Raw genomic sequence first — 26,133 nt, 5'->3', positions numbered from 1 at the left:
CCTCAGTCCAGGAGGTCGTGGCGCACGACGACCTGGTCGCGCTCGGGGCCGACGCCGATGACCGAGATGCGGGTGTTGCTCATGGCCTCGAGGGCGAGAACGTAGTCCTGCGCGTTCTTCGGCAGGTCGTCGAACGTGCGTGCGGTCGAGATGTCCTCGCTCCAGCCCGGGAAGTACTCGAGGACCGGCGTCGCGTGGTGGAAGTCGGTCTGGTTGACCGGCACCTCGTCGAAGCGACGACCGTCGACGTCGTACGCCACGCACACCGGGATCTGCTCGAGACCGGTGAGGATGTCGAGCTTGGTGAGGACGAGATCGGTGATGCCGTTCACGCGGGTGGCGTAGCGGGTGATCGGCGCGTCGTACCAGCCGACCCGGCGCGGGCGGCCGGTGGTGGTGCCGAACTCGAAGCCGCGCGAGCGCAGCCATTCGCCCTGCTCGTCGAACAGCTCGGTCGGGAACGGACCCGAGCCGACGCGGGTCGTGTAGGCCTTGACGATTCCGACGATGCGGTCGAGCGCGCCGGGGCCGACGCCCGATCCGGTGGAGGCGCCGCCGGCGGTCGCCGACGACGACGTGACGAACGGGTAGGTGCCGTGGTCGACGTCGAGCATGGTGGCCTGGCCGCCCTCGAAGACGACGACCTCGTCGCGACGCAGCGCCTCGTCGAGCAGGTAGCCGGTGTCGGCGACCATCGGACGCAGGCGCTCGGCGTACGACAGCAGGTCCTCGACGACCTCGTCGGCCGTGATCGCGCGACGGTTGAAGATCTTCACCAGCAGGTGGTTCTTCTGATCGAGGGCGCCTTCGACCTTCTGGCGGAGGATGTTCTCGTCGAACAGGTCCTGCACGCGGATGCCGACGCGGTTGATCTTGTCGGCGTAGGCCGGTCCGATGCCGCGTCCGGTGGTGCCGATCATCCGCTTGCCGAGGAAGCGCTCGGTCACCTTGTCGAGCGTGCGGTGGTACTGGGTGATGATGTGCGCGTTGGCACTCACCTTCAGGCGGGAGACGTCGATGCCGCGCCCGCCGAGGGCCTCGAGCTCGCTGAAGAGCACTTCGAGATCGATCACGACGCCGTTGCCGATGACCGGCGTGACCCCGGGCGAGAGGATGCCGGAGGGGAGCAGGTGCAGGGCGTACTTCTCGTTGCCGACCACGACGGTGTGGCCCGCGTTGTTGCCGCCGTTGAACTTCACGACCCAGTCGGTGCGCTCGCCGAGCAGGTCGGTGGCCTTGCCCTTGCCCTCATCGCCCCACTGGACGCCGACGATAACGATTCCTGGCATGGGTATCCCCCTTGCTTCCGCCGGGTTTGCACCGGCTGATGAGCTGGCCCTCTTCGGGCGGCTCCATCCTATCGAAGGGTTGTTCCGGGCCGTCCGGGCCACGGACTGCTGCGGTCCGGACACTCGTCTCACGGCGAAGCGGACCGATGGCGGGAATCGACCGGATGCTGTCGCTTCGGCGCATCGCCGATGTCCGTGGCCGGTGGCACGATCAGAGGATGCCGAAGACCGGTCGCGCGAATCGCGACGACATCCTCCACTCCGAGCAGCCCCGCCGCCAGGGACCGCTCGTGCTCGTCGCCGCCATCGTGACGGTCGTGCTGTGGGCGTCGGCGTTCATCGGCATCCGCGGTGCAGGACCGCACTTCGACCCCGGAGCCCTGGCGCTGCTGCGCATGGCCGTCGGCAGCGCCGCGCTCGCGATCATCGCGGTGCGGCACGGCATCCGTCTTCCCGACCGGCGGCACTGGTGGCTGGTCGTCGTGTGGGGTGTCGGATGGTTCTGCGTCTACAACCTGGCGCTGAACGCCGCCGAGCGCACCCTCGATGCGGGGACGGCCGCGATGGTCGTGAACCTCGCACCGCTCATGGTCGTGGTCTTCAGCGGGCTGTTCCTGCGCGAGGGCTTCCCGAAGCCGCTCATCATCGGGGCGCCGATCGCCTTCCTCGGCGTCGTGCTGATCGGCATGAACTCGTCCACGAGCGAGGGACCGGATATCACCGGGTTGCTCCTCGCCCTGCTCGCGGCGGTGATGTATGCCGGATGCACCTTGCTGCAGAAGCATCTGCTCAGCGCCGGATCCGACGCGACGACGCTGACCTGGTTCGGTGCGCTGGCCGGCACCCTCGCACTGCTCCCGTGGACGGGCAGCCTGATCGGCGCCCTCCAGACCGCTCCTCTCGACTCGACGCTCTGGGTCGTCTACCTCGGCATCTTCCCGACCGCGATCGCGTTCACGACCTGGGCCTATGTGCTGCAGCGCAGCACCGCCGGGCAGACCTCCGCCACGACCTATGTGGTCCCGGCGATCGCCATCCTGATGTCGTGGGCGATCCTCGGCGAGGTTCCCACTCCGCTCATGTTCGTGGGCGGCGCGCTGTGCCTTCTCGGCGTGCTCGTCACACGGATGCGCTGGGGCCGCCGCGCCTGATCCATCCCGGCTGACGCGATGCGCCCCGGGGCGCCGCTTGCGCTGACTCGGCTCTGGCTGCGCGCCATCGCGTCGGGCCGCTCGCTGTCTGGCCGCTCTGCGCCCGCACTGCGACTGAACAGTGCGTGGTCACAAACGCACCCCAAAGCCGCCTTCCAGATGCACAACTGACCACGCACCACATCCCCGTACCGGCCGCGCTCGCGCCCCGCACCCATCCCAACCATGCGTGGCCAAATACGCACCCCAAAGCCGCGTTCCAGATGCACAACTGACCCCGCACCGCATCCCCGCACCACACACCGCGCTCGCGCCCCGCGCCCACCCGGACCGTGCGTGGTCAAATACGCACCCCAAAGCCGCGATCCAGATGCACAACTGACCCCGCACCACCGCCACGGCGGCGAGAATCGCGACTCAGCGCGGCGACACGAACCGCCCCGGGCGAAGCGATCCGCGCGTGCCCTCGATGCTGCTGAGCATCTCGGTGGCGAGCTTGCGCTTGAGCTCGAGCGATTCGCCGATCTCCGCCGCGAGGCGCGGACGGGTGCGGATCAGCTCGTCGACGGTCGCGAGCGGCAGGACCACGACGGTCAGGATCTCGCCGGCGACCGTGACGGCCTGCGTGCGCTCCCGGGTCAGCGCGGTCTGCCCGATGATGTCGCCCTTCTCCGCGGCCGCGAACTCGACCCGTCCGCCGTCGACCTCGACCGCGAGCAGAGCGCGCCCCGACACGACCACGCGCACCTCGTCCGGCACGACGCCGCTGGGCAGCACGATCTCGCCGACGCCGTAGCGCTCGAGGTGCGACGACTGCAGCATCGCCTCCAGGTCGTCGTCGTGCAGGTGCAGCGTGCCGGCGATGGTCGTCAGCGCCTCCGCGAGCCGCCCCGGTTCGGAGATGGGGTCGGTCGAGTCGCCATCGAGCGCGAATCCGTGACGGCGGGCCGCGTACCAGAGCCACGACAGGTAGGTGGAGAGGGCTCGTCCCGCATCCGCCGGCCCTGCGACGGGGATCGAGACGCCGTAGGCGCCACCGCCCGCATAGCTCACGGACGCACGCTCGCGGTCGGCGAGCATGGGCAGCGCGTCCGCGACCTCGACCAGCAGCGCCATGACCTCGTGCGGGGGATCATCCGTCGCGAACTTCACGTCGGTGGATGCCGAGTACGGCCCCTCGGGCTCGGAGAGGTTCGTGAACGACGCCCCCGACAGGCTGGAGTTCGGCACGATCTGGATGCCCGATCCGGTGTCGATGTGCACGGCGCGCCAGTTCACCTCGACCACACGCCCCCGCACCCCGGCCGCGTCGAGGAAGTCGCCGATCTTGAACGGCTGCTCGAACAGGAGGAGCAGCCCGGAGATCACCCCTCCGACCGCGTTCTGCAATGCGAGACCGATGACGATCGATCCGACGCCGAGGGCCGTGAAGAGGCCACCGACATCGGCATCCCACACCCAGGAGAACAGCAGCGCGAGTCCGAGGGCGACGAGCACCAGCCGGGCGATCTCGACGAAGATCGTCGGGATGCGCTTGCGCCACGAGTCTTCGGCGGCGTTGGCGAACAGCGCCACGTTGAACGAGGACAGCAGCAGCAGGATGACGAGGAATCCGAAGATCGTCGCGACGACACGCGTCCAGACCTGGTCGGCCGGAGACTGGATCGCGAAGGCCAGCAGCGCGAAGAGCGCCCCGACCGGGATCACGCCGTTGCGGAGCAGGCGCAGCGGACCCGCGAGGGGGTTGTTGCGGCGGCGGAGCCCGTTGATCAGCTCGGTGAGGACGACGAGCAGCACCGGCACACCGACGGCGAGGGCGATGACCCACCAGCCCCAGCCGTCGCGGAACGCGTCATCGAGCATGTCAGCCCACCTTCCAGACGGTCTCGCTCTTGCCGTGGGTCTCGACGGCGCCCGCCTCGGTGAACGTGAAGATCTCGCGCGTGCGGTCGTAGACCGTCTGGCTCACGTACACGCCCGGTTCACCGGTGACCGAGCGCACCCGGTACGCGAGGTTCACCGCATCGCCCCACAGGTCGTATGCGAGGCTCGTCCGCGCGACCAGGCCGCTGGTGACCGTGCCGGTGTCGACGCCGGCCCGCAGACCGATCGAGGCGCCGTTCTGCGCGTTGAACCGCTCGACGACGCCGAGCAGACTGCGCGCGAACTCGACGCTGCGACGCACGTTGTCGACCCGGGGGATGACGAGACCGGATGACGCGAGATAGCCGCCCCGCAGCGTGCGGACCTTCTCCACTCCGGCTTTCTCCGCCGCCTCGTCGAAGCCCCTCATGAGCGTGTTGAGGTGCCCGATCTCCTGCTCGGGGCTCAGACCGCGCGCGTACTCGTCGAAGTCCACCAGCTCGGCGAACACGACGGACACGTTCTCATGCGCTTCGGAGATCGCCTCGTCGCCCTGCTTGTACTTCGCCGCGACGCTCTCGGGCATCAGGGTCAGCAGCAGCTTCTCGTTCTCCGCCTGCTGCTCGTCGATCAGTTCCTGCTTGATGCGCAGACTCGACGCCATGTCGTTGAAGGCACTGCCGAGATCCCCGAACTCGTCGCGCGAGCCCTGCGGCACCTGCACGTCGAGATCGCCTTCCGCGACCCGGTGCACGGCGCCGACGAGGCGGTGCACGGGACGTGTGAACACCTGCGCCAGCAGCAGCGACAGGAGCGAGACTCCGAGCAGGATGCCGAGCAGCGACAGCAGCACGGTGCGGGTGAAGTCACTGACGGGCGCGAACGCCTCCTCCGAGTCGATGCGGGCGATGATGACCCAGTCGAGACCCTCGACCTCGAGCGGCGCATACGCCGTGACGCTCTCCCGGCCGAGGTAGTCGCGGCCGATAGTGGTGCCGGTGCGGCCCGCCTGAGCATCCGTCACCGCCTGCGTGTTGACCTGCTGCAGCAGCACGGTGCCCTTGACCTCGACAGCCCGCTGGGCGACGCTCGGCGGCACGCCGCCGTTGATCGCGATGTCGGCATACGTGTCGGGGTTCTCGATCAGTCGGCGGGAGTTGCTGCGCATCAGATCGTCACGCCCGACGAGGTAGACCTCGCCCGTGTCGCCGAGTCCCTGCTCCTTCCAGCCCTCGTTGCCCGTGGTGAGTCCGTTGATGGTCGCAAGCGAGACCTGGAACGCGATGGCGCCCGTGACGCGCCGGTCGTTTCCCACCGGCGAGATGACCCACATCGTGGGGACGTTGAGCGAGGGGATCCAGCGCTCGAAGTCCGTGAGGACCACGGTGCTCACCGAGTTCGTGGCGATCGCTTCCGAGTACGCGCTCGCCAGCGAGGTGTCGCGGTACGGCCCGGTGAACAGGTTCGTGCCGAGCTCCGGCCCCTTGTAGGCGGAGAAGACCACGTCGCCGTCGAGGTTGAGCAGCAACGCATCCTCGTACTCCGCCTCGCGCACGAGCCGGGTGAAGTAGTCGCCGTATCTTTCAGCCGCGGCCCCGTACTCCGTGCCGTCGTCGGGATCGTTGTCCTCGAGGAGGGTGTCGTAGTCCTTGTCGAAGTCCTGGTTCTGCGTCGTGAAGTGCGCCTGCAGGTGCTGGCCCGCGACCGAGTCCGGGATGAAGGCGCTGTCTCCGTACTGGTCCCCGGTGCGAGCCTCGAGCTGGGGGATGAAGACGTCGGCGTAGTATGCCTCGATCTCCTCCCGCTCGCCGGGCTCGGGCTGCTCCTGCTGCAGCGCCTCGAAGCCGGCGTTGATCGCGGTCGAGAGGGTCTGCGCGCTCAGGTTCCGCGAATGCAGCGAAGCGTCGCGCTTGACGGTCTCCAGCGAATGCGTGATCTCCGCCGCGCGCATCGACCGGATGGTGATGAGCTGATCCACGGCCGAGTCGTGCAGCGACTGCCGGCCGTTGAGGAAGCCGATCGCGCCGACGATCACCGACGAGACGAGGCTGACCGCGAGCAGCATGATGAGCAGTTTCGACTGGATGCTGAGCCCGACCCTCCCGCGCCATCTCCGTCGTCTGTTCTCGGTGGTCGTCCCCGTCGTGCCCTCGCTCATGTGCCCCTCCGGCCGCCGCGCGCTGTGCTCTTGCGCCGACGCTATCGACATACCGGCATTTCGGTCTAGCATCCGCGGGCATCCTGACCGATAAAGTGTGCCCGGAGGCGAATATGACGACCTGGTGGCCCTACGCACGACTGGCAGCGGCAGCGCTCGGACTCGCGGCGATCATCGCCCAGCTCGCCCGCAGCATCGAGAATGCCCTCGCCGCCACGACCGAGTGGGGTCAGCACCTCCCGACGGTCGCGGCGAACTTCCTCAGCTTCTTCACGATCCTCTCGAACCTGCTCGCCGCGATCGTCCTGATCACCGCGGCGATCTGGGCCCTGCGACACCGGCGCGACGACGAGCCGGAGCCGACATGGCTGGCCGTGCTCCTCGCCTGCGTCAGCACCTACATGATCGTCACCGGCGTCGTCTACAACACCCTTCTTCGGGGAGTCGAACTGCCGCAGGGCACGACCGTGCCCTGGTCGAACGAGGTGCTGCACGTCGTGTTCCCGCTCTTCCTCCTGATCGACGTGCTGGTCGCTCCGCGCCGCCGGGCTCTCGGCTGGCGGACGGTCGCCGTCACCGCGATCTTCCCGCTCGTCTGGGCCGTCTACACGATGATCCGCGCGAACCTGATCACGGCCCCGTCGACGGGGAACGCCTGGTGGTACCCGTATCCGTTCCTCGATCCCCGCCTCGTCCCCGGTGGCTACCTCGGTGTCGCGGGGTACATCGTGGGCATCGCCATCGCCATCGTCGCCGCCGGGTGGTTCGTCGTCTGGGTCGGACGCAAGCGCGGAGCCCGGGTGCCGGTCCCCGCGTGACCTTCGCCTCCGGCGTCGCCACTGCCAGTTGACGCCTGGACCTGGTCACCTGCATGCCCGGATGACGGATGCATGCCGAAACGGCCGTTACGAGCATGCATCCGTGATCTGAGCATGCATCCGGCAAGGGCTGGGCTGAGGGAGTCCAGTCAGGTGGGTCGCGTCGCCCCCTCCCGGGTGCCCCGGCCCCGGTCACCTGCATGCCCGGATGACGGATGCATGCCGAAACGGCCGATCTGAGCATGCATCCGTGATCTGAGCATGCATCCGGCAAGGGCTGGGCTGAGGGAGCGGTCGGCCGGACCGGCACGGGGCTGAGGAAGAGGTCCGCCGGGGCCTGGGCATGGGGAGAAGTCCCCACCTGCGCGCCGGAACCCGGCGAACGGATGCGGTTACGCTGGGTCGAGGGGGGAACATCGACGGTCCCCGTGGGAACGAGGAGACACACCGATGAACGAGCCCTACGCGTCCGGCACCTCCGCAGCCTCGACGCCGCCGCCTCCGCCGGCCCCCTCCGGCCAGGCGACGCAGGCGATGCCGCCGGCCCCTCCGGCTCCGCCCGCACCCGCGACGCGAGCGGAGGCTGCAGCCGCCGCGACGCCGCCGCCCGCGGCCTCCCCCTCTGCCACCACGAGGTCCGAGGCCCCCACCGACGCCGAGCTCCGCCGGGCGACCGAGGTACTGAAGACCGTGTCCGACGCGTACTCCGCCAAGATGGTCGGCCAGGAGCGACTGCGGATGAGCCTGCTGATCTCGCTGATCGCCGGCGGTCACATCCTGCTCGAGAGCGTCCCGGGCCTTGCGAAGACCACAGCCGCGAGCACCCTCGCCGACACCGTGAAGGCGCAGTTCAAGCGCATCCAGTGCACTCCTGACCTCCTCCCCAGCGACATCACCGGCAACCAGATCTATGACGCGGCGACCGGGTCGTTCCGCACGGTCCTCGGCCCCGTGCACGCGAACTTCGTGCTGCTCGATGAGATCAACCGGTCGAGCGCGAAGACGCAGAGCGCCATGCTCGAGGCCATGCAGGAGCACCAGACCACGATCGGCGGGGAGATCCACCACCTGCCGAAGCCCTTCCTCGTGATCGCGACGCAGAACCCCATCGAACAGGAGGGCACGTACGAGCTCCCCGAAGCTCAGATGGACCGCTTCCTGCTCAAGGAGATCGTCGAGTACCCCAGCCCCGCCGAGGAGTTCGAGATCCTCGGACGCATCGACTCCGGCGTGCTCGACCCCGACCGCCACGTGTCGAGTGCGATCAGCCTCGACGACGTGCACATGCTGCAGGACGTGGCGAGCCGCATCTACGTCGACCCCGCGATCCGCAACTACATCGTCTCGATCGCGTACGTCACCCGGAACCCCGCCCCGTACATCGGAGAGGAGCGCGCCCGATACATCAAGTACGGCGCGAGCCCCCGTGCGAGCATCGCGTTCCTGCAGGCCGCCCGCGCCCTGGCCCTGCTGAACGGCCGCGGACACGTGATCCCCGAGGACATCCGCTCGCTCCGCCACCTCGTGCTGCGTCACCGCGTGCTGCTCACGTTCGAGGCCGACGCCGAGGGCATCCGCAGCGAGGAGATCATCGACCAGATCTTCGCGTCCGTCCCCACGCCCTGACCTCCGCCATGGCCAGCCTGATCACCCAGGTGAAGAGCAAGCTCTTCATCCACTCGTCGCGCAAGTCGCTGCACGCGCTCGACGGCGCCTACGCGTCGCTGCTGCACGGCCGGAGCCTCGACTTCGAGGACCTGCGCAAGTACGAGTACGGCGATCAGGTGCGCGACATCGACTGGCGCGCCACCGCCAGGCTGGGGAGTCCGCTGGTGAAACGGCACCGCGCGATGCGGATGCACACCATCCTGTTCGTCGTCGACACCGGCCGCTCGATGGCGGCGCTCGCGCACGACGAGAGGTCGAAGAAGGACCTCGCGATCCTCGCCACGGGTGTGCTCGGGGTGCTCGCTCTGCGACACGGCGACGACTTCTCCCTCGTCTACGGCGACTCCGACCGCGTGCGGCGCCGCGCCCCCGGTCGCAGCGAGGGCGCCCTCGAACATGCCCTGCGCACCATCGACCAGGCGATCGACAGCAGCACGGCACCCAGCGACCGCGATGCCCTGCTCTCGTATGTCACCCGCACGATCTCCCGACGCATGATCGTCGTCGTCATCACCGACGAGGCGCCGGTGACGGAGGAGACCGAGCGGATGCTGCGCCGACTCCGCGTGCAGCACGACGTGCTGTGGCTCACGGTGAGCGATGCCGACCCGGTGCTCGACCATTCGACCGCGACGATCCGCAGCGACGTCGACAGCCTGTGGGAGGTGCCCGACTTCGTGCAGGGCGACCTCGACATCATCCGCGAGCTCACCGCGCAGACCGAGGCGGATGCCGCGCGCCTGGCCGAGGTGCTCAAGCGGATGGAGATCAGCCACAGCGTGCTGGCGGGTCAGGACGACGCCGTCACGCAGCTCCTCCAGCTGCTGAATCGGAGGTCGAATGCCCGGCTCTGACGAGCTCTACCCTCCGTTCCAGTACGGGTGGGGCTGGATGCTGCTCGCGATCGGCATCCTGATCCTCCTCATCGCGGCCGCGTGGCTCGTGGTGGGGCTGACGCGACCGCGCCGGAACCTCACGCTCGCGGGTACGGCGCAGGGTCCGACGCTCCTCACCGTCGACGTGCTGTCGCAGCTGCGTGTGGAGTACCTGGAGCGCATCCAGCGCATCGAGGACGATTACCGCGCGCGCTCCCTGTCGGCCCGCAATGCGAACCTCGAGCTCAGCCGGGTGGTGCGCACGTTCGTCAACGAGTACAGCGGCCTCGAGGCTCCCGTGCTCGCGCTCGACGACCTCGTCGCGCGCGGCGTGCACCCCGCGCTCATCGACGCGATGGGCCGCCACTACTACCCCAGCATCTTCCGGCAGGGACCGGCGATCGATCCGGTCGCCGGTGCAGAGGCCGCTCGGACGGTGGTGCGCTCATGGCACTAGCGAACGGCTGGCTGATCCTCGTCGCCGCCGGCGTCGTGGTCGTGGCGATCGTGATCGGCGTGGTCGTCGGTCTCCGCAGCGGCGTGAAGACCGAGGCGCACGAGCGAGCCAGGGTCGCCCGCGCCGAGCGCCTGCGCGCACTGCCGACCTTCCGCCAGGCACTCCACCGCCGGGTGCTCGCGCTGTCGAGCATCCTGCTGCTCGGCATCGTCGCGACGCTCGCGGCCGGCGTCGTCTCCGCCCGCCCGATGTCGTCGCAGACGATCCAGCCGGTCGACACCAGTCGCGACATCATGCTGTGCCTCGACGTCTCCGGATCCATGAGCGAGGTCGACGTCGAGGTGCTCGCGGTCTTCGAGGAGCTGCTCGAGGACTTCGAGGGTGAGCGCATCGGCCTGACGATCTTCAACAGCTCGCCGGTGCAGATCTTCCCCCTCACCGACGACTACGAGTTCATCCGCGGTCATCTGCAGAGCATCCGGGAGAGCTTCGACTACCTCGACGAGGTGCCGGAGCACTGGGTCGGCACCCTGAACGGCAACGGCGCGTCGCTGATCGGCGACGGCCTCGCGGCCTGCGCGATGGCCTTCGACCACCCGGACGACGAGCGGTCGCGCTCGATCATCTTCGCCACCGACAACGAGGTCAACGGCGCCTCGATCGTCACTCTCGACGAGGCGGCGGCCTACGCGAAGTCGGTGGGCGTGCGGGTGTTCGCTCTGAACCCGGTGCAGGGCAAGGATGCCGATGTCAGCGCCGAACTCGCGAAGGCGGCAGAGACCACGGGGGGCGCGGCATATGGCCTGCGCGACACGACGACCGTCGGAGACATCGTCGATCAGGTGCAGGAGCAGGAGGCGACCGCCCTGCAGGGTCAGGCGCAGGTCGTATGGACCGACACCCCGAACCTGTGGATCGTCGTGCTGATGATCTCGATGCTCACCTTCATCGTCGTGCTGTGGAGGGTGAGACTGTGATCTTCCAGCCGGTCCTCAACATCTTCCTCCTCGTGCTGCTGTGTGCGCCGGTGGCTGCGCTCGCGGTGCTGGCGCTCGTCAAAGCCAAGGGGCGGGGCCGAGCGCTGTGGGCGATGCGCCTGGTGCTGCTGCTCGCCTGCTTCGTGCTGTTCCTGCGGCCGGGCATCCCTGGCGGTGCGACCCAGACGCTCGCGACGGACACTGACATCGTGCTCGTCGTCGACACCACCGCGAGCATCGTCGCCGAGGACTGGGACGGTGACCAGCCGCGTCTCGACGGCGTCCGCGCCGACGTGCAGGCGCTCGTGGACGAGTACCCTGGGGCGCGCTTCGCCCTGATCACGTTCGATGCCTCGGCCGACCTCCGCCTGCCGCTGACGACCGACACGACAGCCCTGGTCTCGTCGCTCGACGTGCTCCGCCCCGAGGTGACCAGCCAGTCGCGCGGCAGCTCGATCGGCATCGCGAACCAGCTGCTCGCCGACACCCTCTCGAACGCCGCGGAGTCGTCTCCCGACCGCTCGCGCATGGTGTTCTACTTCGGCGACGGCGAGCAGACGGTGACCTCCGCTCCTGAGCCCTTCGACGGCAGCGAGAAACTGACGGATGCCGGCGCGGTGTTCGGCTACGGCACCGCAGAGGGCGGCCCGATGAAGCTCACCACCGGCAGTGTCGGCGACTCGTCGAGCGAGTACATCGAATACGAGGGGGCCGACGCCCTGTCGGTGATCGATGAGAAGAACCTCGAGGCGATCGCAGCGGAGATCGGCGTGCCGTACGAGCACCGGACGGCGGATGCAGAGCCGGAGCTGCCCGAGGCGCCGTCGACCACGACAAGCTATGCCGAGTCCGGTTCGGTGGGCTCGGTCACCGAGCTCTACTGGATCGCCGCACTCGTGATCGTCGCCCTGCTCGGCGTCGAGCTGACGAGGGCGAGCATGCTCGTCGCGCGACTGCGACTGCTGCGGGCCCCGTCCGCGCCGCAGCGCGAGCGACGCCCGACCGATGGAGGTGCCGCATGACCGACCTCTCCACGCGTCCACGCCCCGCGGACCCTGGCGATCCGAGCGACCTGACGGCGCAGGCCGCTGCGGCGCTGCTCGCATCGAACCGACGGCGGCGCCGCATCCGACGCTGGATCGCCGTCGGCACCCTGCCGCTCACTCTCGCCGCGCTGCTGTTCGTCGGCAAGATCCTCAGCATGTATGCGTTCGCGCATCAGTCGATCACGGCCTACGTGGCCGACGACTACGCAGGCTCCGAAGCCGCCGCGCGCGGACAGGACTTCCTGAACTGGTTCGAGCCGTTCAAGGCGCCCTTCAACGTCGGCACCGCTCTCGCCGGAGCCGAGAAGCTCCCGGAGGCCCGCGCCGAGCTCGAGGAGTCGCTCGAGCTCGCATCCGGTCTCGAGGTCTGCACCGTGCGGATCAACCTCGCCCTGGTGCTGGAGCGGATGGGGGATGCGGCCCGCGCCGACGGCGACGGGGCGGCTGCGGCTGAACTGTTCGGCGAAGCCCTCACGGTGACGACGGAGATGCCGGAGGAGTGCGACAGCGAGGAGGCGCAGGAGCAGTCCTCTGATCCCGATCGGGACATGCAGCAGAGCACCGACGACCTCGAGGACCGGCTGAAGCAGAAGCAGCAGAGCGAGCAGCAGACGCCTCCCGAGGAGGAGCAGCCCGAGGAGGAGCCGGAGCCTCAGCCGTCGGAGGACAAGCTGGAGGAGCTCGGGGACAAGCTCGAGCAGGGCACCCAGGAGCGCGATCAGCAGCAGGGCGACGACGGTGGCGGCTCGGGGACGGACAAGCCATGGTGATGGATCACGAGAAGCAGCGGGCGCGGTACGTCGCGGGCACCGAGGGCGCACCCCCCGTGCCGCCGCCGGGCGGATATCGCAACGCCCGTCGCCAGTCGGGACCGGTCGTGCAGCAGCAGCCCGCCGTCCCGGTCCCGAGCGGGACGGCGACCCTCTCCGACGCCGCTGCGGCCACGAAGAAACCGGCGAGCGCTCTCGGATGGATCGCCCTGATCGCCGGCATCCTCTTCGCGCTGATCCTGCTCATCACCCTCGCGGTCGGTGCGACGGACGTGCTCTACGGCGTCACGATGCTCGCGCTCCAGCTCGTGATCGTCGCGGTGATCATCGGCGCGCTGTTCACGGCGCGCGGTCGCACCCTCGCCGCGATCGCCCTCGCGATCACCCTGGTCTTCAACGTCGCCACGGTCGGCGGGCTCAGCGCGCTGCAGACCTCTGCATCCGGCAGCTACGACGGCATGAAGACCGAGGAGCAGAAGCACGAGGAGGCCTACCCGGGCATCAAGGGCACGGATCCGCAGGATGCGCGGACCCAGCAGTCGCTCGAAGAGGTGAAAACCGAAGCCGACAGCCTGTTCGCCGACATCCGCGAGCGCGTCACCGCCGAGTTCGGCTACGAGTGGGTGCAGGTGGGCGGCGAGGACCTGCGCCCTGAGCGCAACGGCTACGGCGGGGAGTCGATGCTGATCGAGTACACCTCGATCGGATGGGCGACCACCGAGCCCATCCAGGACTACAGCGTCAAGCTCCAGGTGATGGACGTGATCGATTCGGTCGCCGCAGAGCACGGACTGCCCTCGCTGTACTCGTTCAACGGCGAGTACTCGGGCATCGACCCCTCGATGATCGCGAAGCTCTACGGCAGCGATGACCCCCGCGAGCAGCACACCTGGGAGTACTACACCGAGAACTACCCCGACCCGATGCGGTTCTACGCCAACATCTACGACCTCTCGAACGATCCGTCCGGGGACTTCCTCAAGACGCGCGAGGCGCAGCAGGCGCGAACCGGCGAACCGCTCGAGGGGCTGCAGATGGTCGTGATCGCGAGCGCCGTGCTGAGCGAGTCGGACCGCGCCGAGTTCGAGGAGAAGCTGCAGGAGTACCCGGGCTTCCAGTGAGACCTGGCGAGGTCAGCAGAGGTCTCGTTCGCATCTCGGGTGCTGTACGCCTGAAGGTGCCGCATCATGCCGGGATGCAGCGCCGCCCACCACGGCTGATCCGGCATGGGGTCGTCTAACCTTGGCCCATGAAGGCATCGACGGGGTACCTCCTTGGCGCGTTCGGGTTCTTGCTCGCAGCGGCGTACCTGCTGTTGTCCCCCGCCTCCGAATGGCACTGGGTCGTCGCGGTGGGGATGACACTCGCCGCCGGCGTCATGTACACGGTTCAGTGGGTGCGTGAACGACGGAGAGAACGGGCAGACGAGGCGCCCGATTCCCCATAGCCGGGCCCGACTCCCCGCAGCCCCGGTCCGACGTCGATCGGCGGTCTGGGGGCGCTGGCATTCAGGAAGCGAGCGAGAGGCCTGCGGCGAGCGCGAAGCCCAGCACGGTCGCGAGCCCGGTCACCTGCTTGGCCTTCTCCTGCGCATCCGGGACCATCGAGTCGACGAGCATCACGAGCAGCGCACCAGCGGCGAACCCGCTCGCGCCGGCTCGGAAGGCGTCTCCGGTCGCACTGGCCAGAGCGAAGCCGGCGACGGTCGCGAGCGCGCAGATCGCGGCGATGCCCGCCCACAGCAGGAGCACCCTGGGCTTCGACATCCCGCCCTTCAGCAGGTCGGCGGCCGAGCCGATCGACTCGGGCAGGTTCGAGACGACGATGGCCACGACCAGCGCGATGCTGACCGGTTCCCCCGAGGCGAGTCCGATCCCGAGCACGAGCTGCTCGGGGATACCGTCGAGCAGCGCGCCGAGCGCGAGCGGAGCACCGGCACCTTGATCCTTCGACTTCGCCGCTCGCGCATCCAGGATCCGGTCCGCGGTGAAGTACGCCAGCGCGCCGGCCGCGACGCCGATGACCAGCGGGATGGGGCCTGCAAGGTCGAGGCCTTCCTCCCACAGCTCGAAGGCGATCGAGGCCATCAGGGACCCGGCGCCGAAGCCCAGCACGATCCCGAGCCAGCGCGGCGGCCAGGTGCGCAGCAGAGCCAGCGCCGCACCGACCAGCAACGGCGATGCCGCGACAAGTCCCCACAGGATCGCTCCACCCATGCCGTCCTCCTTCACGGACACTCTGCCACCACCGCGACGGACTGTGCGGACACGCTGCGCTCCCCCCGTGCGCGTCGGCCCGCTCGTCCGCTCAGTCGACGGCGACCCGATGGATGCCGAGGTCGGTGCGCCCGGGCAGGAGGTCCGCTCGCAGTGCTCTGGTGCCGTGATAGTCGCCGTCGCGCAGACGTCGATAGCGCTGGCTCGGAGACTCACGCGCCACTCCGGAAAGCCGCTCGATCAGTCTCTCGCTCTCGAGGTCCACTCCGGCGGCATCCAATCCGTCTGCGTCATGGACGACGTGCAGGTCGAGCGGCTCGATGCCCGTGTACCAGAGTGTCCCGTGGGTGAGCGGGAACAGCAGCGAGTCCAGATCCCCGCTGACCCCCCGCTCTCCGATCGAGCGCTCGTCCTCCCCCGCCGTCACGATCACGAGAGCCCGGCGCCCCGCGAGCGGACCTTCCCCGTAACGCAGCGGCAGACCCGTCTCGGCGTCGGACGGCCCGTAGGCGAAACCGTTCGTGAGCACCCGATCGAACCAGCCTTTCAGGATCGCCGGCGGCCCGTACCACCACAACGGGAACTGGAGCACGACGAGGTCGGCGGCCGCGAGCTTGCGCTGCTCCTCGATCACATCGGGCGGCAGCTGGCCTGCGGCATACGCCTCGCCCATCAGATCGACGACGTTGCCCTCGCGCCCCCGGGGCTCGCCCAGATCCGGCGCTGCGAGAACGGGATCGAAGCCCTGACCGTACAGATCGGTGATCTCGACGACGTGATCACGCGCGAGAGTCTCGACTCCGTCTCGGAACAGTCGCGCGTTGAACGAGCTCGACTGGGGATGGGCGTAGATCCAGTGGACGGTCGGGCGTGGTGCAGACACGGGTGGCCTTTCTTCGGAGGACGTCGATGACGGGATGCTCAGGTGCGCTCTGCGCCGGCGCGTCTCCACAGCGGCAGCAGCGCGGCGGCGACGACTGCGCCGGCCGCGACGAGGAGGGCGACGATGAAGCCGCGAGACCCGACGATCGAGGCGATCGTGCCGAGCACCGCGATGCCCAGACCGCCGCCGAGGGCGAAGCCGACCTCTTGGATCGCGCCCACCTGACCGGCGTCGTCTTCGGTCGTCACATCGAACAGGGTGGTCGCGGCGAGCGTCGCCGCGACGCCGAACCCCGCGCCGACGAGTACGAGCGGGACAGCGACCAGCTCGACGCCCGTCGACAGCCACGCGAGTCCCGCCCCCTGGACGACGAGGGCGAGCACGGTGAGCGCGGGCGAGCTGAGCCAGCGCAGGAACAGCGGTGCGATGACACCGCCCAGCGCGATCGCCACCGCCTGCGGAAGGATCGCGATCCCGGCGTCGCCCGCACTGAATCCCCTGGCATCCTGCAGGTGCAGGCTCACCAGGAGCACGGATGCCGCCGACACCCCGCTGCTCGCCACGATGCGGACGATCGCGGGACTGAAACCGGGGACCGAGAAGAGCCGCATGTCGATGAGGGGCTCGGCGAGGGTGCGCTGGCGGCGGATGAAGAACAGGAGCGTCGCGACGGCGACCGCGCCCGCGATACCCGCGGCGACGGGAGCTGCGAGCGCCTCGTGCAGAGCGAAGACGAGGGCTCCGAGCGCGACGATCGACGACAGGATGCTGAGGACGTCCCACGACGGGCGGCGGGAGCTGCGGGAGTCCGGCACGAGCCAGATCGCGAGCACCCCGGCGATGACCGCGAGCGGCACGCTCCCGAGCAGCAGCCAGCGCCACCCCGGCCCCTCCGTCACAAGACCGCCGAGCACCGGTCCGAGTGCGCTGCCGGCGCCGAAGGTCGCGGTCCACAGCCCGTACGCGAGCACGCGCTGTCGTGCCTGATAGTGCGACCCGATCGTGGCGACCACGCCGGCCACGACGAAGGCTTCGGCGACGCCGAGGAGCGCACGGACGACGATCAGCAGCATCCCGTCCTGAGCGAATCCGCCGACCAGGTTGAGCACCGCGAAGCCGGCGAGACCGGCGAGCACGATCCGCTTGCGACCGAACGCGTCACCGATACGGGCGGCGATGATCAGGGTCGCCGCGAGCGAGAGCGCGTAGACGTCGACGAGCCAGAGCGCGCCGCTGTCGGACAGGACGAGATCGCCGCGGATCGCGGGCAGAGCGGTCGACATGCTGCTGATCGCGAGCGCTCCGATCAGGATGCCGAGCAGCAGCGGGATCATGGCGAGCCAGGGGTGCAGGGTCGTACGCGGTCGAGCGGATGCCGTGGGAATCGGGAAGGTCACCGCATCAGTCTCGTAGCCTGAGTACACTTCAGACAAGTACTGTCATTCGGGGTAGATAGTGACCGAATGGATACCATGACGGAGGCGCAGCCGATGAGGGAGAAGACCGAGCGGATCGTCCGGGAGTGGGGCGACGCGTGCGACGCGGAGATCTCGATCGCTGTGCTGGGCGGGGCGTGGAAGCCCAGCATCCTCAGCCTCCTCGGCGAGCATGACGTGCTGCGATTCGGCGAGCTCAGCCGATTGCTCGACGAGCCCACCGCCCGCGTGCTCACTCGCCAGCTGCGCGAACTGGAGGACGACGGACTGCTCACGCGCACGGTCTATCGCCAGGTGCCGCCCAAAGTCGAGTATCGGCTGAGCGACCTCGGTCGCGGATCGATGCCGCTCGTCGACGCGCTCACCAGCTGGGGGGCTGGCTATGCCGCGCATCAACGACGAGAGCTGGCGCGGCTCGACCCCGAGCCCGAAGGCCTCGACGCCGTCGTCGCCCACTGACGGCCGGCCCCGTCCGAAACAGCCGACACGCCGCCGATAGACTGGGAACCATGTCCAAGGTCCTCCAGTCACTTCCCGTCGGCGAGCGCGTCGGCATCGCCTTCTCCGGAGGACTCGACACCTCCGTCGCCGTCGCCTGGATGCGCGACAAGGGAGCCGTCCCCTACACGTACACCGGCGACCTCGGGCAGTACGACGAAGACGACATCGAGTCGATCCCGGGCCGCGCCCTCGAGTACGGCGCCGAGGCCTCGCGTCTGGTCGACTGCAAGACGGCGCTCGTCGAAGAGGGTCTCGTCGCCCTCGCGTGCGGCGCGTTCCACATCCGCTCCGGCGGACGCACCTACTTCAACACCACCCCCCTCGGCCGCGCCGTCACCGGCACGCTGCTGGTGCGGGCCATGAAGGAGGACGGCGTCGACATCTGGGGCGACGGCTCGACCTACAAGGGCAACGACATCGAGCGGTTCTACCGCTACGGCCTGCTCGCCAACCCGCGCCTGCGCGTGTACAAGCCCTGGCTGGATGCCGACTTCGTCACCGAGCTCGGCGGCCGCAAGGAGATGAGCGAGTGGCTCGTCGCCCACGACTTCCCCTATCGCGACTCGGTCGAGAAGGCGTACTCGACGGACGCCAACATCTGGGGCGCCACGCATGAGGCGAAGACGCTCGAGCACCTCGACGTCTCGCTCGAGACCGTCGACCCCATCATGGGCGTGAAGTTCTGGGACCCCTCCGTCGCGATCGACACCGAGGACGTCTCCGTCACGTTCGAGGCCGGACGCCCGGTCGCCCTCAACGGCGTCGAGTACACCGACCCGGTGGCCCTGGTGCAGGAGGCCAACACGATCGGCGGACGCCACGGCCTCGGCATGAGCGACCAGATCGAGAACCGCATCATCGAGGCGAAGTCGCGCGGCATCTACGAGGCCCCGGCCATGGCGCTGCTGTTCATCGCATACGAGCGCCTCGTCAACGGTATCCTCAACGAGGACACGCTGGCGACGTACCACGAGCAGGGTCGCCGCCTCGGGCGCCTGATGTACGAGGGCCGCTGGCTCGAGCCGCAGTCGCTCATGCTGCGCGAGTCCATCCAGCGCTGGGTCGGCCTCACGATCTCGGGCACCGTCACCATCCGCCTGCGTCGGGGCGATGACTGGACGATCCTCGACACCACGTCGCCGAACCTGTCGTACGGCCCCGAGAAGCTCTCGATGGAGCGCGTGGGCGACGCCGCCTTCGGCCCGGTCGACCGCATCGGCCAGCTGACCATGCGCAACCTCGACATCGCCGACTCCCGTGCCCGCCTCGAGCAGTACGCAGGCCTCGGCCTCGTGGGCGGTGCGACCGGCGAGCTGGTCGGACGCGTCACCGCCGGCGAGTCCGGCGAGATCACGGGTTCCGTCGAAGAGGTCGACGAGCGCTTCGCCGACGCGGTGGACACCGCATCCGAGGGCGCTGCCTTCGACTCCGGCACCGACTGACGCTTTCGGCGTTCTGAAGGGGGCGGGTGCTGCGGCATCCGCCCCCTTCGCTGTCTGCGCCCGGCGGATTCTGCGCCCGGCGATTTCTGCGCCCGGCGGTTTCGCGCCAGAACTCCGGAGATCGGTGCGCGGAGGGCCCGGAACTGCGGCTTCCGGCCCGATTCGGCCCCATTCTCCGGAGTTGTGGAGGCCGGCGCGTTCACAACTCAGCATCGATCGCGGGAATCTGCCCGGAAACGCATGGCTCGACGCTCAGACGGGCGTTCCATGCTGAGTCGTGCACGCCCACCGGCAACGACCCTGTGAGTCCCCCGAGTTATCTTGCACACTGATGTGCACATTACGTACCATGGAGGCATGACCACCCGTGCACCCCGCCGCGACTCCGTCGAGAACCGCGCCGGAATCCTCGACGCGGCCCGCATCACCCTCGCGACCGACCCCCGTGCGTCCATCGACGTCATCGCCCGCAGCGCCGGGCTGTCCCGCCGCACGCTGTACGGTCACTTCGACGACCGCGAGGCGCTGATCCGCGAGCTCATCTCGGTCGGAGCGCAACGCTTCAACGGCATCGCCGCCTCCGTGACCGACGAGGACCCGCGCATCGCGCTGGCTCGTCTCGCCGCACGGCTCTGGCAGGAGGCGGCGCACGTGCAGGTCGCCGCCGCTCTGGCGCTCGACGAGGCACACGTCCAGCACACGGCCGACGCCCTCGCGCCGTTGCGCCGCACCGTCGCCGCCCTCGCCCGCCGCGGCCAGGAGGACGGCAGCTTCCGCACCGATCTCGCCGCCGCCACCCTCGCACGACTCATCGAAGAGGTCGCGCGCACGGTCGTGTCCCGCACGGATGCCGCGAGCACCGGAGCCGCCGACCTCGCCGTCCGCACCCTGCTCAGCATCGCGGGGCTGTCCTGGCGGGAGGCCGACGAACTGCTCAGCACCCACCCCGAGATCATCGACCCGCAGGAGGTCAGCGCATGAGAGTCACCCTGCACGAGGTCAGCAAGGGCCGCGGAGGCCAGTCGCTGCCGACGACGAGCCTGGAGTTCCACACCGGCGCCGTGCGCTTCGCCCTCGCCGAGACGGAGCAGCGTCCGAGCGTGCTCGGCCTCATCGCCAGCGGACGGATGCGCCCCGACACCGGTCGCGTGACGATCGACGGCAGCACGGACAACCGCGCGCTGCGCCGCACCGTCGCCCTCGTCGACGCCCCCGACGTCAGCGATCCGCATCCCGACATCGCCCTGGCCGGCGTCGTCGGCGAAGAGCTGATGTTCGCAGGAGAGGGTGCGACGCCGCTGCACGCCCGCCGCTGGCTCACCCAGCTCGGATTCGGCGAACTGGCCGGTGTGCCGATCGGCAACGTCGACCCGGCGGTGCGGGTGCGCATCCTCTGCGAGCTCGCGATCCTGCGCGACGGCACCGAGGGCATCGTCCTCGTCTCGCCCGACCGTCACGGCGGGAGCCCGGACGGATGGTGGCGCATCGCCTCGGAGTTCTCCGACCGCGGGTACGCCATGTTGGTCATCGTCGGGGGATCTGCGGCCGTCGCCCTGGAGCGGATGCACGAGCTCGAGGCGATCAACGCCTCCGGCCCCGTCGAGCCCCTGGTCCTCGACACGTGGCCCGTGGCGGACGCGGATGATGCGGAGGACGCGGAAACCCGGGACGACGCGGACCGAGCGAAAACCCCGGCCGACGCGGACACCGCGGACCAGACGGAAACCCCGGGCGAAGTGCTCGATGAGCCGCGTGTCGACGACCGACACGCCGACGACACGACGGACGGTCCGGGTTCTCCCTCGCCCGATTCGCCTGCGGACGCCGGACCGGACTCGGGCCCGGACCCGGCCGCGGCCGCGGCCCCCGTCTCTCCCGACACCCCCACCCCGGATCCCGACACCCCCGCCCCGGATCCCACCACTCCAGACACCACCACCCCGAACGGAGCCGACCGATGAAGGTTCCCGCGATGATCGCCGCCGAGCTGCGGCGCCTCACGGCGAGCAAGATGGGCATCATCGCCCTGATCGCGCTCGTCTGCGTGCCGATCCTCTACGGCGGTCTGTACCTCTGGGCGAACCAGGACCCGTATGCGAAGTTCCCCGAGGTGCCGGTGGCGCTGGTCGTCGACGACGAGGGCGCACCCGCCCCGACCACCGGGACCGAGGCCGCGACCGATGAGACCGTGAACTACGGTGAGGACGTCGCGGAGAACCTCATCGAGGGCAACGCCTTCGACTGGCAGCGGATGTCGGCGGACGAGGCGGCGGATGCGCTGCGCGATGGCGAGGTCGACTTCACCGTCACGATCCCCGGCGACTTCTCGCTCGCTCTCACCTCGGCTGCGGGAGACGACCCGCACCAGGCGCGCATCGAGCTCGAGACCAACGACGCGAACAACTACCTCGCGTCGTCTATGGGCACGCAGGCGGTCGAGAAGATCCGCAGCTCGGTGGCCGAGATGGTGGGCAGCGAGGCGGCCGAACGTCTGCTCACGGGGCTGAGCGAGGTGCGCGACAACCTCGTCACAGCCGTCGACGGCGCGAACCAGCTGACCGACGGCGCGAACTCGGCCTCCACCGGGAGCGTGTCGCTCGCGGACGGCACGAGCAAGCTCGCCGCCGGCACGTCGCAGCTCGCGAGCGGGGCCAGCACCCTGGCATCCGGCGCGCAGCAGGTCAGCGACGGCAACCGCCAGCTGGCCGACATCGCCGATCGCGCCGGGTCGGTCGTGCAGGAGGCGACGGATGCCCTGCCGCAGGTGCGCGACGACATCACCACCGTCCTCACGGACCAGGGCATGACTCCCGAGCAGATCGACGAGGTCCTGGCGACCCTCGATCCGCTCGGCACTCGGCTCGAAGAAGGCAACACGACCGTGCAGAACGCCGTCGACAAGGTCGACCAGCTCGCTGCCGGGTCGGCCTCGGTGGCATCCGGCGCCTCACAGCTCGCGTCCGGGGCGAAGACCGTGGCGACCGGCGCCTCGGCCGCGAACGACGGCGCCGCGAAGCTGCGCGACGGGCTGAGCACGCTCGCCTCGGGCACGGCGGAGCTCCGCGACGGCCTCGCAGACGGCGTCGATGCGATCCCGGCATCCACCCCCGACCTGCGCACGCTGCAGGCCGACACGATCGCCGACCCCGTGAAGGTCTCCAGCGACAAGGTCGCCTCCGCCGAGGACTACGGCGCAGGACTGGCCCCCTTCTTCGCCGCGCTTTCGGCCTGGATCGGGATCTACGCGCTGTTCCTCATCGTCAAGCCGATCTCCCGCCGGGCCGTGACGGCGCTGCACTCCCCCATCCGGGTCACCCTGGCGGGCTGGCTGACGCCGGCGATGCTCGGGGCCGTGCAGATGCTGGGGCTCATGGGCATCCTCGCGATCACCCTCGGCTTCACCTTCAACAACCCCGTCGGCACGCTGGGGGTGATGATCGTGGCCTCGGCGACGTTCGCCGCGATCATCCTCGCGCTGAACGTCTGGCTCGGCTCGGTGGGCCAGTTCCTGGGACTCGTGCTGATGGTGCTGCAGCTCGTCACGGCCGGCGGCACGTTCCCATGGCAGACCCTTCCTGCACCGCTGGCCGCGCTGCATCACGTGCTCCCCCTCGGCTATGTGGTGGATGCGATGCGACAGCTCATGTACGGCGGCAACCTGGGCCGGGCGGGCTGGGACCTGGCGGTCCTCGGCATGTGGCTGGTCGGTGCGCTCGTCCTCGCCGCGATCGGGGTGACCAGAATGACGCATCGACGCACCCTGCGCGATCTGCAACCCAGCCTGATCGGCTGACCGGCGCCGGCGCCGGCGCGAGAACATCCCCTGCGCGGGCGCCGCGGTGTGAGTAGTATTCCCAGAGTGCGTCCTCTGAGACGCACTCTGGGGCTCTCTGGGACTGAGTCCCACCATGCCACCCGAAAGAGTTCTCGACGATGACAACCGATTCGCCCGAATCCGCCGCGCCCTCGCGCGCCCCCCTGGCCGCACGTATCGGCCGCATCGCCTTCCTCGTCGTCGCCGGCATCCTCGTGATCGCCGTCGCCGTCGCGTTCTTCGTGACGTGGACCATCCAGCGCTCCTTCCCGCAGACCGAGGGCACCCTCCCGCTCGACGGACTGCAGGCCGAGGTCACCGTGCAGCGCGACGACCGCGGCATCCCGACCATCACGGCGGACTCCACTCACGACCTGTTCTACGCCGAGGGCTTCGTCCACGCCCAGGACCGGTTCTTCGAGATGGACTTTCGCCGGCACGTGACGGCGGGACGCGTGGCCGAGATGTTCGGCGAATCGCAGGCAGGAACGGATGCCTTCCTCCGCACGCTCGGGTGGCGCACCGTCGCCGAGGCGGAGGTGGAGGCGATGGATGACGTCACCCGCGGCTACTACGAGGCCTACGCCGACGGCGTGAACGCGTACCTCTCCTCGCGCTCCGGTTCGGAGCTCTCGCTGGAGTATGCCGTTCTCGGCATACAGAACCCGGAGTACGCCCCCGAGCCCTGGGAGCCGGCGGATTCGGTGGCCTGGCTGAAGGCCATGGCGTGGGACCTGCGCGGCAACGTCGAGGACGAGGCCGAGCGCGCCCTGCTCGCCTCCGACCTCGCCGCGGGCTCCGACCCGACGGAGACACCCGCGCTGCTGGAGAAGCTCTATCCGGCGTATCCGTTCGAGGAGCATCCCGTCATCGTCCCGAAGATCTCGACCGTTCCCGATCTCGGAACGGATGCGGAGCCCGCGGCCTTCACCGCCGATGCGCATGACGGCGAGATGCAGCAGGCGGCCACCACCATCGAATGGCAGGAGGCCACCGACGTGATCGAGGCGGCCAGCCTGCTGGTCGGCGACGTGGGCGAGGGGATCGGATCCAATTCCTGGGTGGTCTCCGGTGACCTCACCGAGACGGGGATGCCTCTGCTCGCCAACGATCCGCACCTCGGCGCCTCGCTCCCCTCCGTCTGGTACCAGGTGCAGCTCACGTGCAGCGAGGTCACCGACGAGTGCCCGTTCGACGTGGGCGGGTTCTCGTTCTCCGGTCTGCCCGGCGTCGTGATCGGGCACAATCAGAGCATCGCCTGGGGCTTCACGAACCTGACCACCGACGTCACCGACCTCTATGTCGAGCGCATCGAGGGCGACCAGTACTGGCGAGACGGCGCCCTGGTGCCTCTCGAGGAGTCCACCGAGACGATCGAGGTCGCCGGCGGAGACGACATCGAGCTCACGATCCGCTCGACCGTGCACGGGCCGATCATCTCGGGCCTCACCGACGACTTCACGGCGATCGCCGATGACCCGCTGCCCGGCCTCGTCGCCGGCGGCGCTCCGTCATCCGCCGCGACCGACGACGACACCGAGTACGCCGTGAGCCTGCGCTGGACCGCTCTCGATCCGGGTACGGCCTCGACCGCGATCTTCGCCCTGTCCACGGCGCGGGACTTCGACGAGTTCCGCCACGCAGCGTCGCTGTTCGACGTCCCCGCCCAGAACCTCATCTACGCCGACGTCGAGGGCAACATCGGCTACCAGACGCCGGGACGTCTCCCGATCCGCGGCGAGGGCGATGGGTGGATGCCGCAGCCCGGCTGGGACAGCAGCTACGACTGGACCGGATTCATCCCGTTCGACGACCTGCCGGTGTCGTACAACCCCGCATCCGGATACATCGTGACCGCCAACAACGCGATCGTCACCGACGACTACCCGTACTTCCTCTCGCGCGACTGGGACTACGGCTACCGTGCCGCGCGCATCACCCAGCTGATCGAGGCGAAAGCCGCGGTCGCCCCACTGACCGCGCAGGACATGCGGGCCATCCAGATGGACAGCGAGATGTGGATCGGGAAGCGCCTCGCGACCGCACTCGCCGAGGTCGACGTGGAAGGAGCCGATGTCGCCGAGGCGGTCGACCTGCTCCGGTCGTGGGACGCGCAGAACGAGGCATCCTCCCCCGCTGCCGCCTACGCGAACGTGCTGTGGTCGAACCTCGTGCAGAATCTGTTCGCCGAGCGGGACGAACCGCTTCCCGCCGACGGTCAGGGGCGTCTGTTCACCGTCGTCGCCGATCTGCTCGACGATCCCACCGACCCGCTCTGGACCAACGAGGCCATCGGCGTGGACGGCCGCGACGAGATGCTGGCGCTGTCGGCCGACGAGGCGTACGACGAGCTCTCCGCACTCCAGGGCGAGGCCGTCACGGGCTGGTCCTGGGGGGATCTGCACGCCATCACGCTCACCAGCGACACCCTCGGTTCGTCCGGGATCGCGCCGATCGAGGCGCTCTTCAACCGGGGTCCCTACGCGGTCGGCGGCGGCGCCTCAGTGGTGAACGCGACCGGCTGGGAGCTCGGGACGTCGTATGCCACCACGACCGTCCCCTCGATGCGGATGGTCGTCGACCTCGCAGACTTCGACGCGTCGACCTGGATCCACCTCACCGGCGCTTCAGGGCATGCCTTCGACGAGCACTACGTCGACCAGACGCCGGACTGGGCGGCGGGCACGCAGAAGCCCTGGGCGTTCTCCGACGACGCGGTCGACAAGGCGACCCGCCGCACTCTGGTGCTGACTCCGGCCGGCTAGCGCG

At 69.2% G+C, this 26,133-nt stretch carries 22 protein-coding genes; 16 read left to right on the top strand and 6 right to left on the bottom strand.

Features of this window, described 5'->3' with window-relative positions; all coding sequences use genetic code 11:
- Nucleotides 1-2 precede the first annotated feature (2 nt).
- Nucleotides 3-1,289: an adenylosuccinate synthase gene (locus ACESK8_RS09130; protein WP_372968302.1), complete on the bottom strand. Its 1,287-nt coding sequence runs from the start codon at nucleotides 1,287-1,289 to the stop codon at nucleotides 3-5.
- A gap of 218 nt (nucleotides 1,290-1,507) precedes the next feature.
- Here ACESK8_RS09130 and ACESK8_RS09125 point away from each other — a divergent pair, with 218 nt between their 5' ends.
- On the top strand, nucleotides 1,508-2,440 hold the full coding sequence (locus ACESK8_RS09125) for a DMT family transporter (protein WP_372968301.1): 933 nt from the start codon (nucleotides 1,508-1,510) through the stop codon (nucleotides 2,438-2,440).
- Nucleotides 2,441-2,857: 417 nt separating this feature from the next.
- Here ACESK8_RS09125 and ACESK8_RS09120 read toward each other — a convergent pair whose 3' ends face one another.
- The gene (locus tag ACESK8_RS09120) at nucleotides 2,858-4,303 is read right to left on the bottom strand and encodes a mechanosensitive ion channel domain-containing protein (protein WP_372968300.1); all 1,446 of its coding nucleotides are present in this window, start codon (nucleotides 4,301-4,303) and stop codon (nucleotides 2,858-2,860) included.
- Between the two features lies 1 nt (nucleotide 4,304).
- The gene (locus ACESK8_RS09115; protein WP_372968299.1) at nucleotides 4,305-6,461 is read right to left on the bottom strand and encodes an adenylate/guanylate cyclase domain-containing protein; all 2,157 of its coding nucleotides are present in this window, start codon (nucleotides 6,459-6,461) and stop codon (nucleotides 4,305-4,307) included.
- Between the two features lie 113 nt (nucleotides 6,462-6,574).
- Here ACESK8_RS09115 and ACESK8_RS09110 point away from each other — a divergent pair, with 113 nt between their 5' ends.
- The 9 genes from ACESK8_RS09110 to ACESK8_RS09070 all read left to right on the top strand — a co-directional run bounded on the left by ACESK8_RS09110 (nucleotide 6,575) and on the right by ACESK8_RS09070 (nucleotide 14,519).
- Nucleotides 6,575-7,279, top strand: a complete 705-nt coding sequence (locus ACESK8_RS09110; protein WP_372968298.1) for a Pr6Pr family membrane protein — start codon at nucleotides 6,575-6,577, stop codon at nucleotides 7,277-7,279.
- A 450-nt stretch (nucleotides 7,280-7,729) separates the two neighbouring features.
- Nucleotides 7,730-8,905, top strand: a complete 1,176-nt coding sequence (locus ACESK8_RS09105) for an AAA family ATPase (protein WP_372968297.1) — start codon at nucleotides 7,730-7,732, stop codon at nucleotides 8,903-8,905.
- An 8-nt stretch (nucleotides 8,906-8,913) separates the two neighbouring features.
- On the top strand, nucleotides 8,914-9,801 hold the full coding sequence (locus ACESK8_RS09100; RefSeq protein ID WP_372968296.1) for a DUF58 domain-containing protein: 888 nt from the start codon (nucleotides 8,914-8,916) through the stop codon (nucleotides 9,799-9,801).
- Complete coding sequence (locus ACESK8_RS09095; RefSeq protein ID WP_372968295.1) at nucleotides 9,788-10,279, top strand: hypothetical protein; 492 nt, start codon at nucleotides 9,788-9,790, stop codon at nucleotides 10,277-10,279. The genes ACESK8_RS09100 and ACESK8_RS09095 overlap by 14 nt, the downstream gene beginning before the upstream one ends.
- On the top strand, nucleotides 10,270-11,256 hold the full coding sequence (locus tag ACESK8_RS09090) for a VWA domain-containing protein (RefSeq protein WP_372968294.1): 987 nt from the start codon (nucleotides 10,270-10,272) through the stop codon (nucleotides 11,254-11,256). The genes ACESK8_RS09095 and ACESK8_RS09090 overlap by 10 nt, the downstream gene beginning before the upstream one ends.
- Entirely contained in the window at nucleotides 11,238-12,278 is a 1,041-nt protein-coding gene (locus ACESK8_RS09085) for a VWA domain-containing protein (RefSeq protein WP_372968293.1), read from the top strand. Before ACESK8_RS09090 ends, ACESK8_RS09085 begins: the two co-directional genes overlap by 19 nt.
- Nucleotides 12,275-13,072 (top strand): hypothetical protein, encoded by a 798-nt coding sequence (locus ACESK8_RS09080; protein WP_372968292.1) that lies wholly within the window; start codon nucleotides 12,275-12,277, stop codon nucleotides 13,070-13,072. The genes ACESK8_RS09085 and ACESK8_RS09080 overlap by 4 nt, the downstream gene beginning before the upstream one ends.
- Nucleotides 13,066-14,193 (top strand): hypothetical protein, encoded by a 1,128-nt coding sequence (locus ACESK8_RS09075; protein ID WP_372968291.1) that lies wholly within the window; start codon nucleotides 13,066-13,068, stop codon nucleotides 14,191-14,193. The genes ACESK8_RS09080 and ACESK8_RS09075 overlap by 7 nt, the downstream gene beginning before the upstream one ends.
- Before the next feature lie 128 nt (nucleotides 14,194-14,321).
- Nucleotides 14,322-14,519 (top strand): hypothetical protein, encoded by a 198-nt coding sequence (locus tag ACESK8_RS09070; protein WP_372968290.1) that lies wholly within the window; start codon nucleotides 14,322-14,324, stop codon nucleotides 14,517-14,519.
- A gap of 61 nt (nucleotides 14,520-14,580) precedes the next feature.
- Here ACESK8_RS09070 and ACESK8_RS09065 read toward each other — a convergent pair whose 3' ends face one another.
- The 3 genes from ACESK8_RS09065 to ACESK8_RS09055 form a co-directional block, all read right to left on the bottom strand.
- Entirely contained in the window at nucleotides 14,581-15,288 is a 708-nt protein-coding gene (locus ACESK8_RS09065) for a ZIP family metal transporter (RefSeq protein ID WP_372968289.1), read from the bottom strand.
- Nucleotides 15,289-15,379: 91 nt separating this feature from the next.
- Nucleotides 15,380-16,171 carry an NAD(P)H-dependent oxidoreductase gene (locus ACESK8_RS09060; protein WP_372968288.1) on the bottom strand — a complete coding sequence of 264 codons (792 nt, stop codon included), beginning with the start codon at nucleotides 16,169-16,171 and terminating at the stop codon, nucleotides 15,380-15,382.
- 38 nt (nucleotides 16,172-16,209) lie between these two features.
- Nucleotides 16,210-17,568 (bottom strand): MFS transporter, encoded by a 1,359-nt coding sequence (locus ACESK8_RS09055; protein WP_372968287.1) that lies wholly within the window; start codon nucleotides 17,566-17,568, stop codon nucleotides 16,210-16,212.
- A gap of 66 nt (nucleotides 17,569-17,634) precedes the next feature.
- Here ACESK8_RS09055 and ACESK8_RS09050 point away from each other — a divergent pair, with 66 nt between their 5' ends.
- From ACESK8_RS09050 to ACESK8_RS09025, 6 genes are all read left to right on the top strand, one after another.
- Entirely contained in the window at nucleotides 17,635-18,066 is a 432-nt protein-coding gene (locus tag ACESK8_RS09050) for a winged helix-turn-helix transcriptional regulator (protein ID WP_372968286.1), read from the top strand.
- A 50-nt stretch (nucleotides 18,067-18,116) separates the two neighbouring features.
- The gene (argG, locus tag ACESK8_RS09045) at nucleotides 18,117-19,550 is read left to right on the top strand and encodes an argininosuccinate synthase (protein ID WP_060928626.1); all 1,434 of its coding nucleotides are present in this window, start codon (nucleotides 18,117-18,119) and stop codon (nucleotides 19,548-19,550) included.
- A 357-nt stretch (nucleotides 19,551-19,907) separates the two neighbouring features.
- Nucleotides 19,908-20,531, top strand: coding sequence for a TetR/AcrR family transcriptional regulator (locus ACESK8_RS09040; RefSeq protein ID WP_372968285.1), 624 nt, complete (start codon nucleotides 19,908-19,910; stop codon nucleotides 20,529-20,531).
- A complete protein-coding gene (locus tag ACESK8_RS09035) occupies nucleotides 20,528-21,511 on the top strand; it encodes a hypothetical protein (protein WP_372968284.1) in 984 nt (327 codons plus the stop codon). Before ACESK8_RS09040 ends, ACESK8_RS09035 begins: the two co-directional genes overlap by 4 nt.
- Nucleotides 21,508-23,343 carry a YhgE/Pip family protein gene (locus tag ACESK8_RS09030; RefSeq protein WP_372968283.1) on the top strand — a complete coding sequence of 612 codons (1,836 nt, stop codon included), beginning with the start codon at nucleotides 21,508-21,510 and terminating at the stop codon, nucleotides 23,341-23,343. The genes ACESK8_RS09035 and ACESK8_RS09030 overlap by 4 nt, the downstream gene beginning before the upstream one ends.
- A gap of 140 nt (nucleotides 23,344-23,483) precedes the next feature.
- The gene (locus tag ACESK8_RS09025) at nucleotides 23,484-26,129 is read left to right on the top strand and encodes a penicillin acylase family protein (protein WP_372968282.1); all 2,646 of its coding nucleotides are present in this window, start codon (nucleotides 23,484-23,486) and stop codon (nucleotides 26,127-26,129) included.
- Nucleotides 26,130-26,133 lie beyond the last annotated feature (4 nt).

The organism is Microbacterium sp., assembly GCF_041641055.1.
GTDB lineage: Bacteria > Actinomycetota > Actinomycetes > Actinomycetales > Microbacteriaceae > Microbacterium.
The sequence above is the reverse complement of the archived record's forward strand: the minus strand, read 5'-3'. Positions and strand labels throughout refer to the sequence as shown.

Coding starts and splice junctions, on each gene's coding strand:
- ACESK8_RS09130 (WP_372968302.1), bottom strand. CDS start 1,289: ATGCCAGGAATCGTTATCGTCGGCGTCCAGTGGGGCGATGAGGGCAAG.
- ACESK8_RS09075 (WP_372968291.1), top strand. CDS start 13,066: ATGGTGATGGATCACGAGAAGCAGCGGGCGCGGTACGTCGCGGGCACC.
- ACESK8_RS09080 (WP_372968292.1), top strand. CDS start 12,275: ATGACCGACCTCTCCACGCGTCCACGCCCCGCGGACCCTGGCGATCCG.
- argG (WP_060928626.1), top strand. CDS start 18,117: ATGTCCAAGGTCCTCCAGTCACTTCCCGTCGGCGAGCGCGTCGGCATC.
- ACESK8_RS09065 (WP_372968289.1), bottom strand. CDS start 15,288: ATGGGTGGAGCGATCCTGTGGGGACTTGTCGCGGCATCGCCGTTGCTG.
- ACESK8_RS09100 (WP_372968296.1), top strand. CDS start 8,914: ATGGCCAGCCTGATCACCCAGGTGAAGAGCAAGCTCTTCATCCACTCG.
- ACESK8_RS09115 (WP_372968299.1), bottom strand. CDS start 6,461: ATGAGCGAGGGCACGACGGGGACGACCACCGAGAACAGACGACGGAGA.
- ACESK8_RS09070 (WP_372968290.1), top strand. CDS start 14,322: ATGAAGGCATCGACGGGGTACCTCCTTGGCGCGTTCGGGTTCTTGCTC.
- ACESK8_RS09125 (WP_372968301.1), top strand. CDS start 1,508: ATGCCGAAGACCGGTCGCGCGAATCGCGACGACATCCTCCACTCCGAG.
- ACESK8_RS09040 (WP_372968285.1), top strand. CDS start 19,908: ATGACCACCCGTGCACCCCGCCGCGACTCCGTCGAGAACCGCGCCGGA.
- ACESK8_RS09105 (WP_372968297.1), top strand. CDS start 7,730: ATGAACGAGCCCTACGCGTCCGGCACCTCCGCAGCCTCGACGCCGCCG.
- ACESK8_RS09030 (WP_372968283.1), top strand. CDS start 21,508: ATGAAGGTTCCCGCGATGATCGCCGCCGAGCTGCGGCGCCTCACGGCG.
- ACESK8_RS09120 (WP_372968300.1), bottom strand. CDS start 4,303: ATGCTCGATGACGCGTTCCGCGACGGCTGGGGCTGGTGGGTCATCGCC.
- ACESK8_RS09095 (WP_372968295.1), top strand. CDS start 9,788: ATGCCCGGCTCTGACGAGCTCTACCCTCCGTTCCAGTACGGGTGGGGC.
- ACESK8_RS09035 (WP_372968284.1), top strand. CDS start 20,528: ATGAGAGTCACCCTGCACGAGGTCAGCAAGGGCCGCGGAGGCCAGTCG.
- ACESK8_RS09025 (WP_372968282.1), top strand. CDS start 23,484: ATGACAACCGATTCGCCCGAATCCGCCGCGCCCTCGCGCGCCCCCCTG.
- ACESK8_RS09090 (WP_372968294.1), top strand. CDS start 10,270: ATGGCACTAGCGAACGGCTGGCTGATCCTCGTCGCCGCCGGCGTCGTG.
- ACESK8_RS09110 (WP_372968298.1), top strand. CDS start 6,575: ATGACGACCTGGTGGCCCTACGCACGACTGGCAGCGGCAGCGCTCGGA.
- ACESK8_RS09050 (WP_372968286.1), top strand. CDS start 17,635: ATGGATACCATGACGGAGGCGCAGCCGATGAGGGAGAAGACCGAGCGG.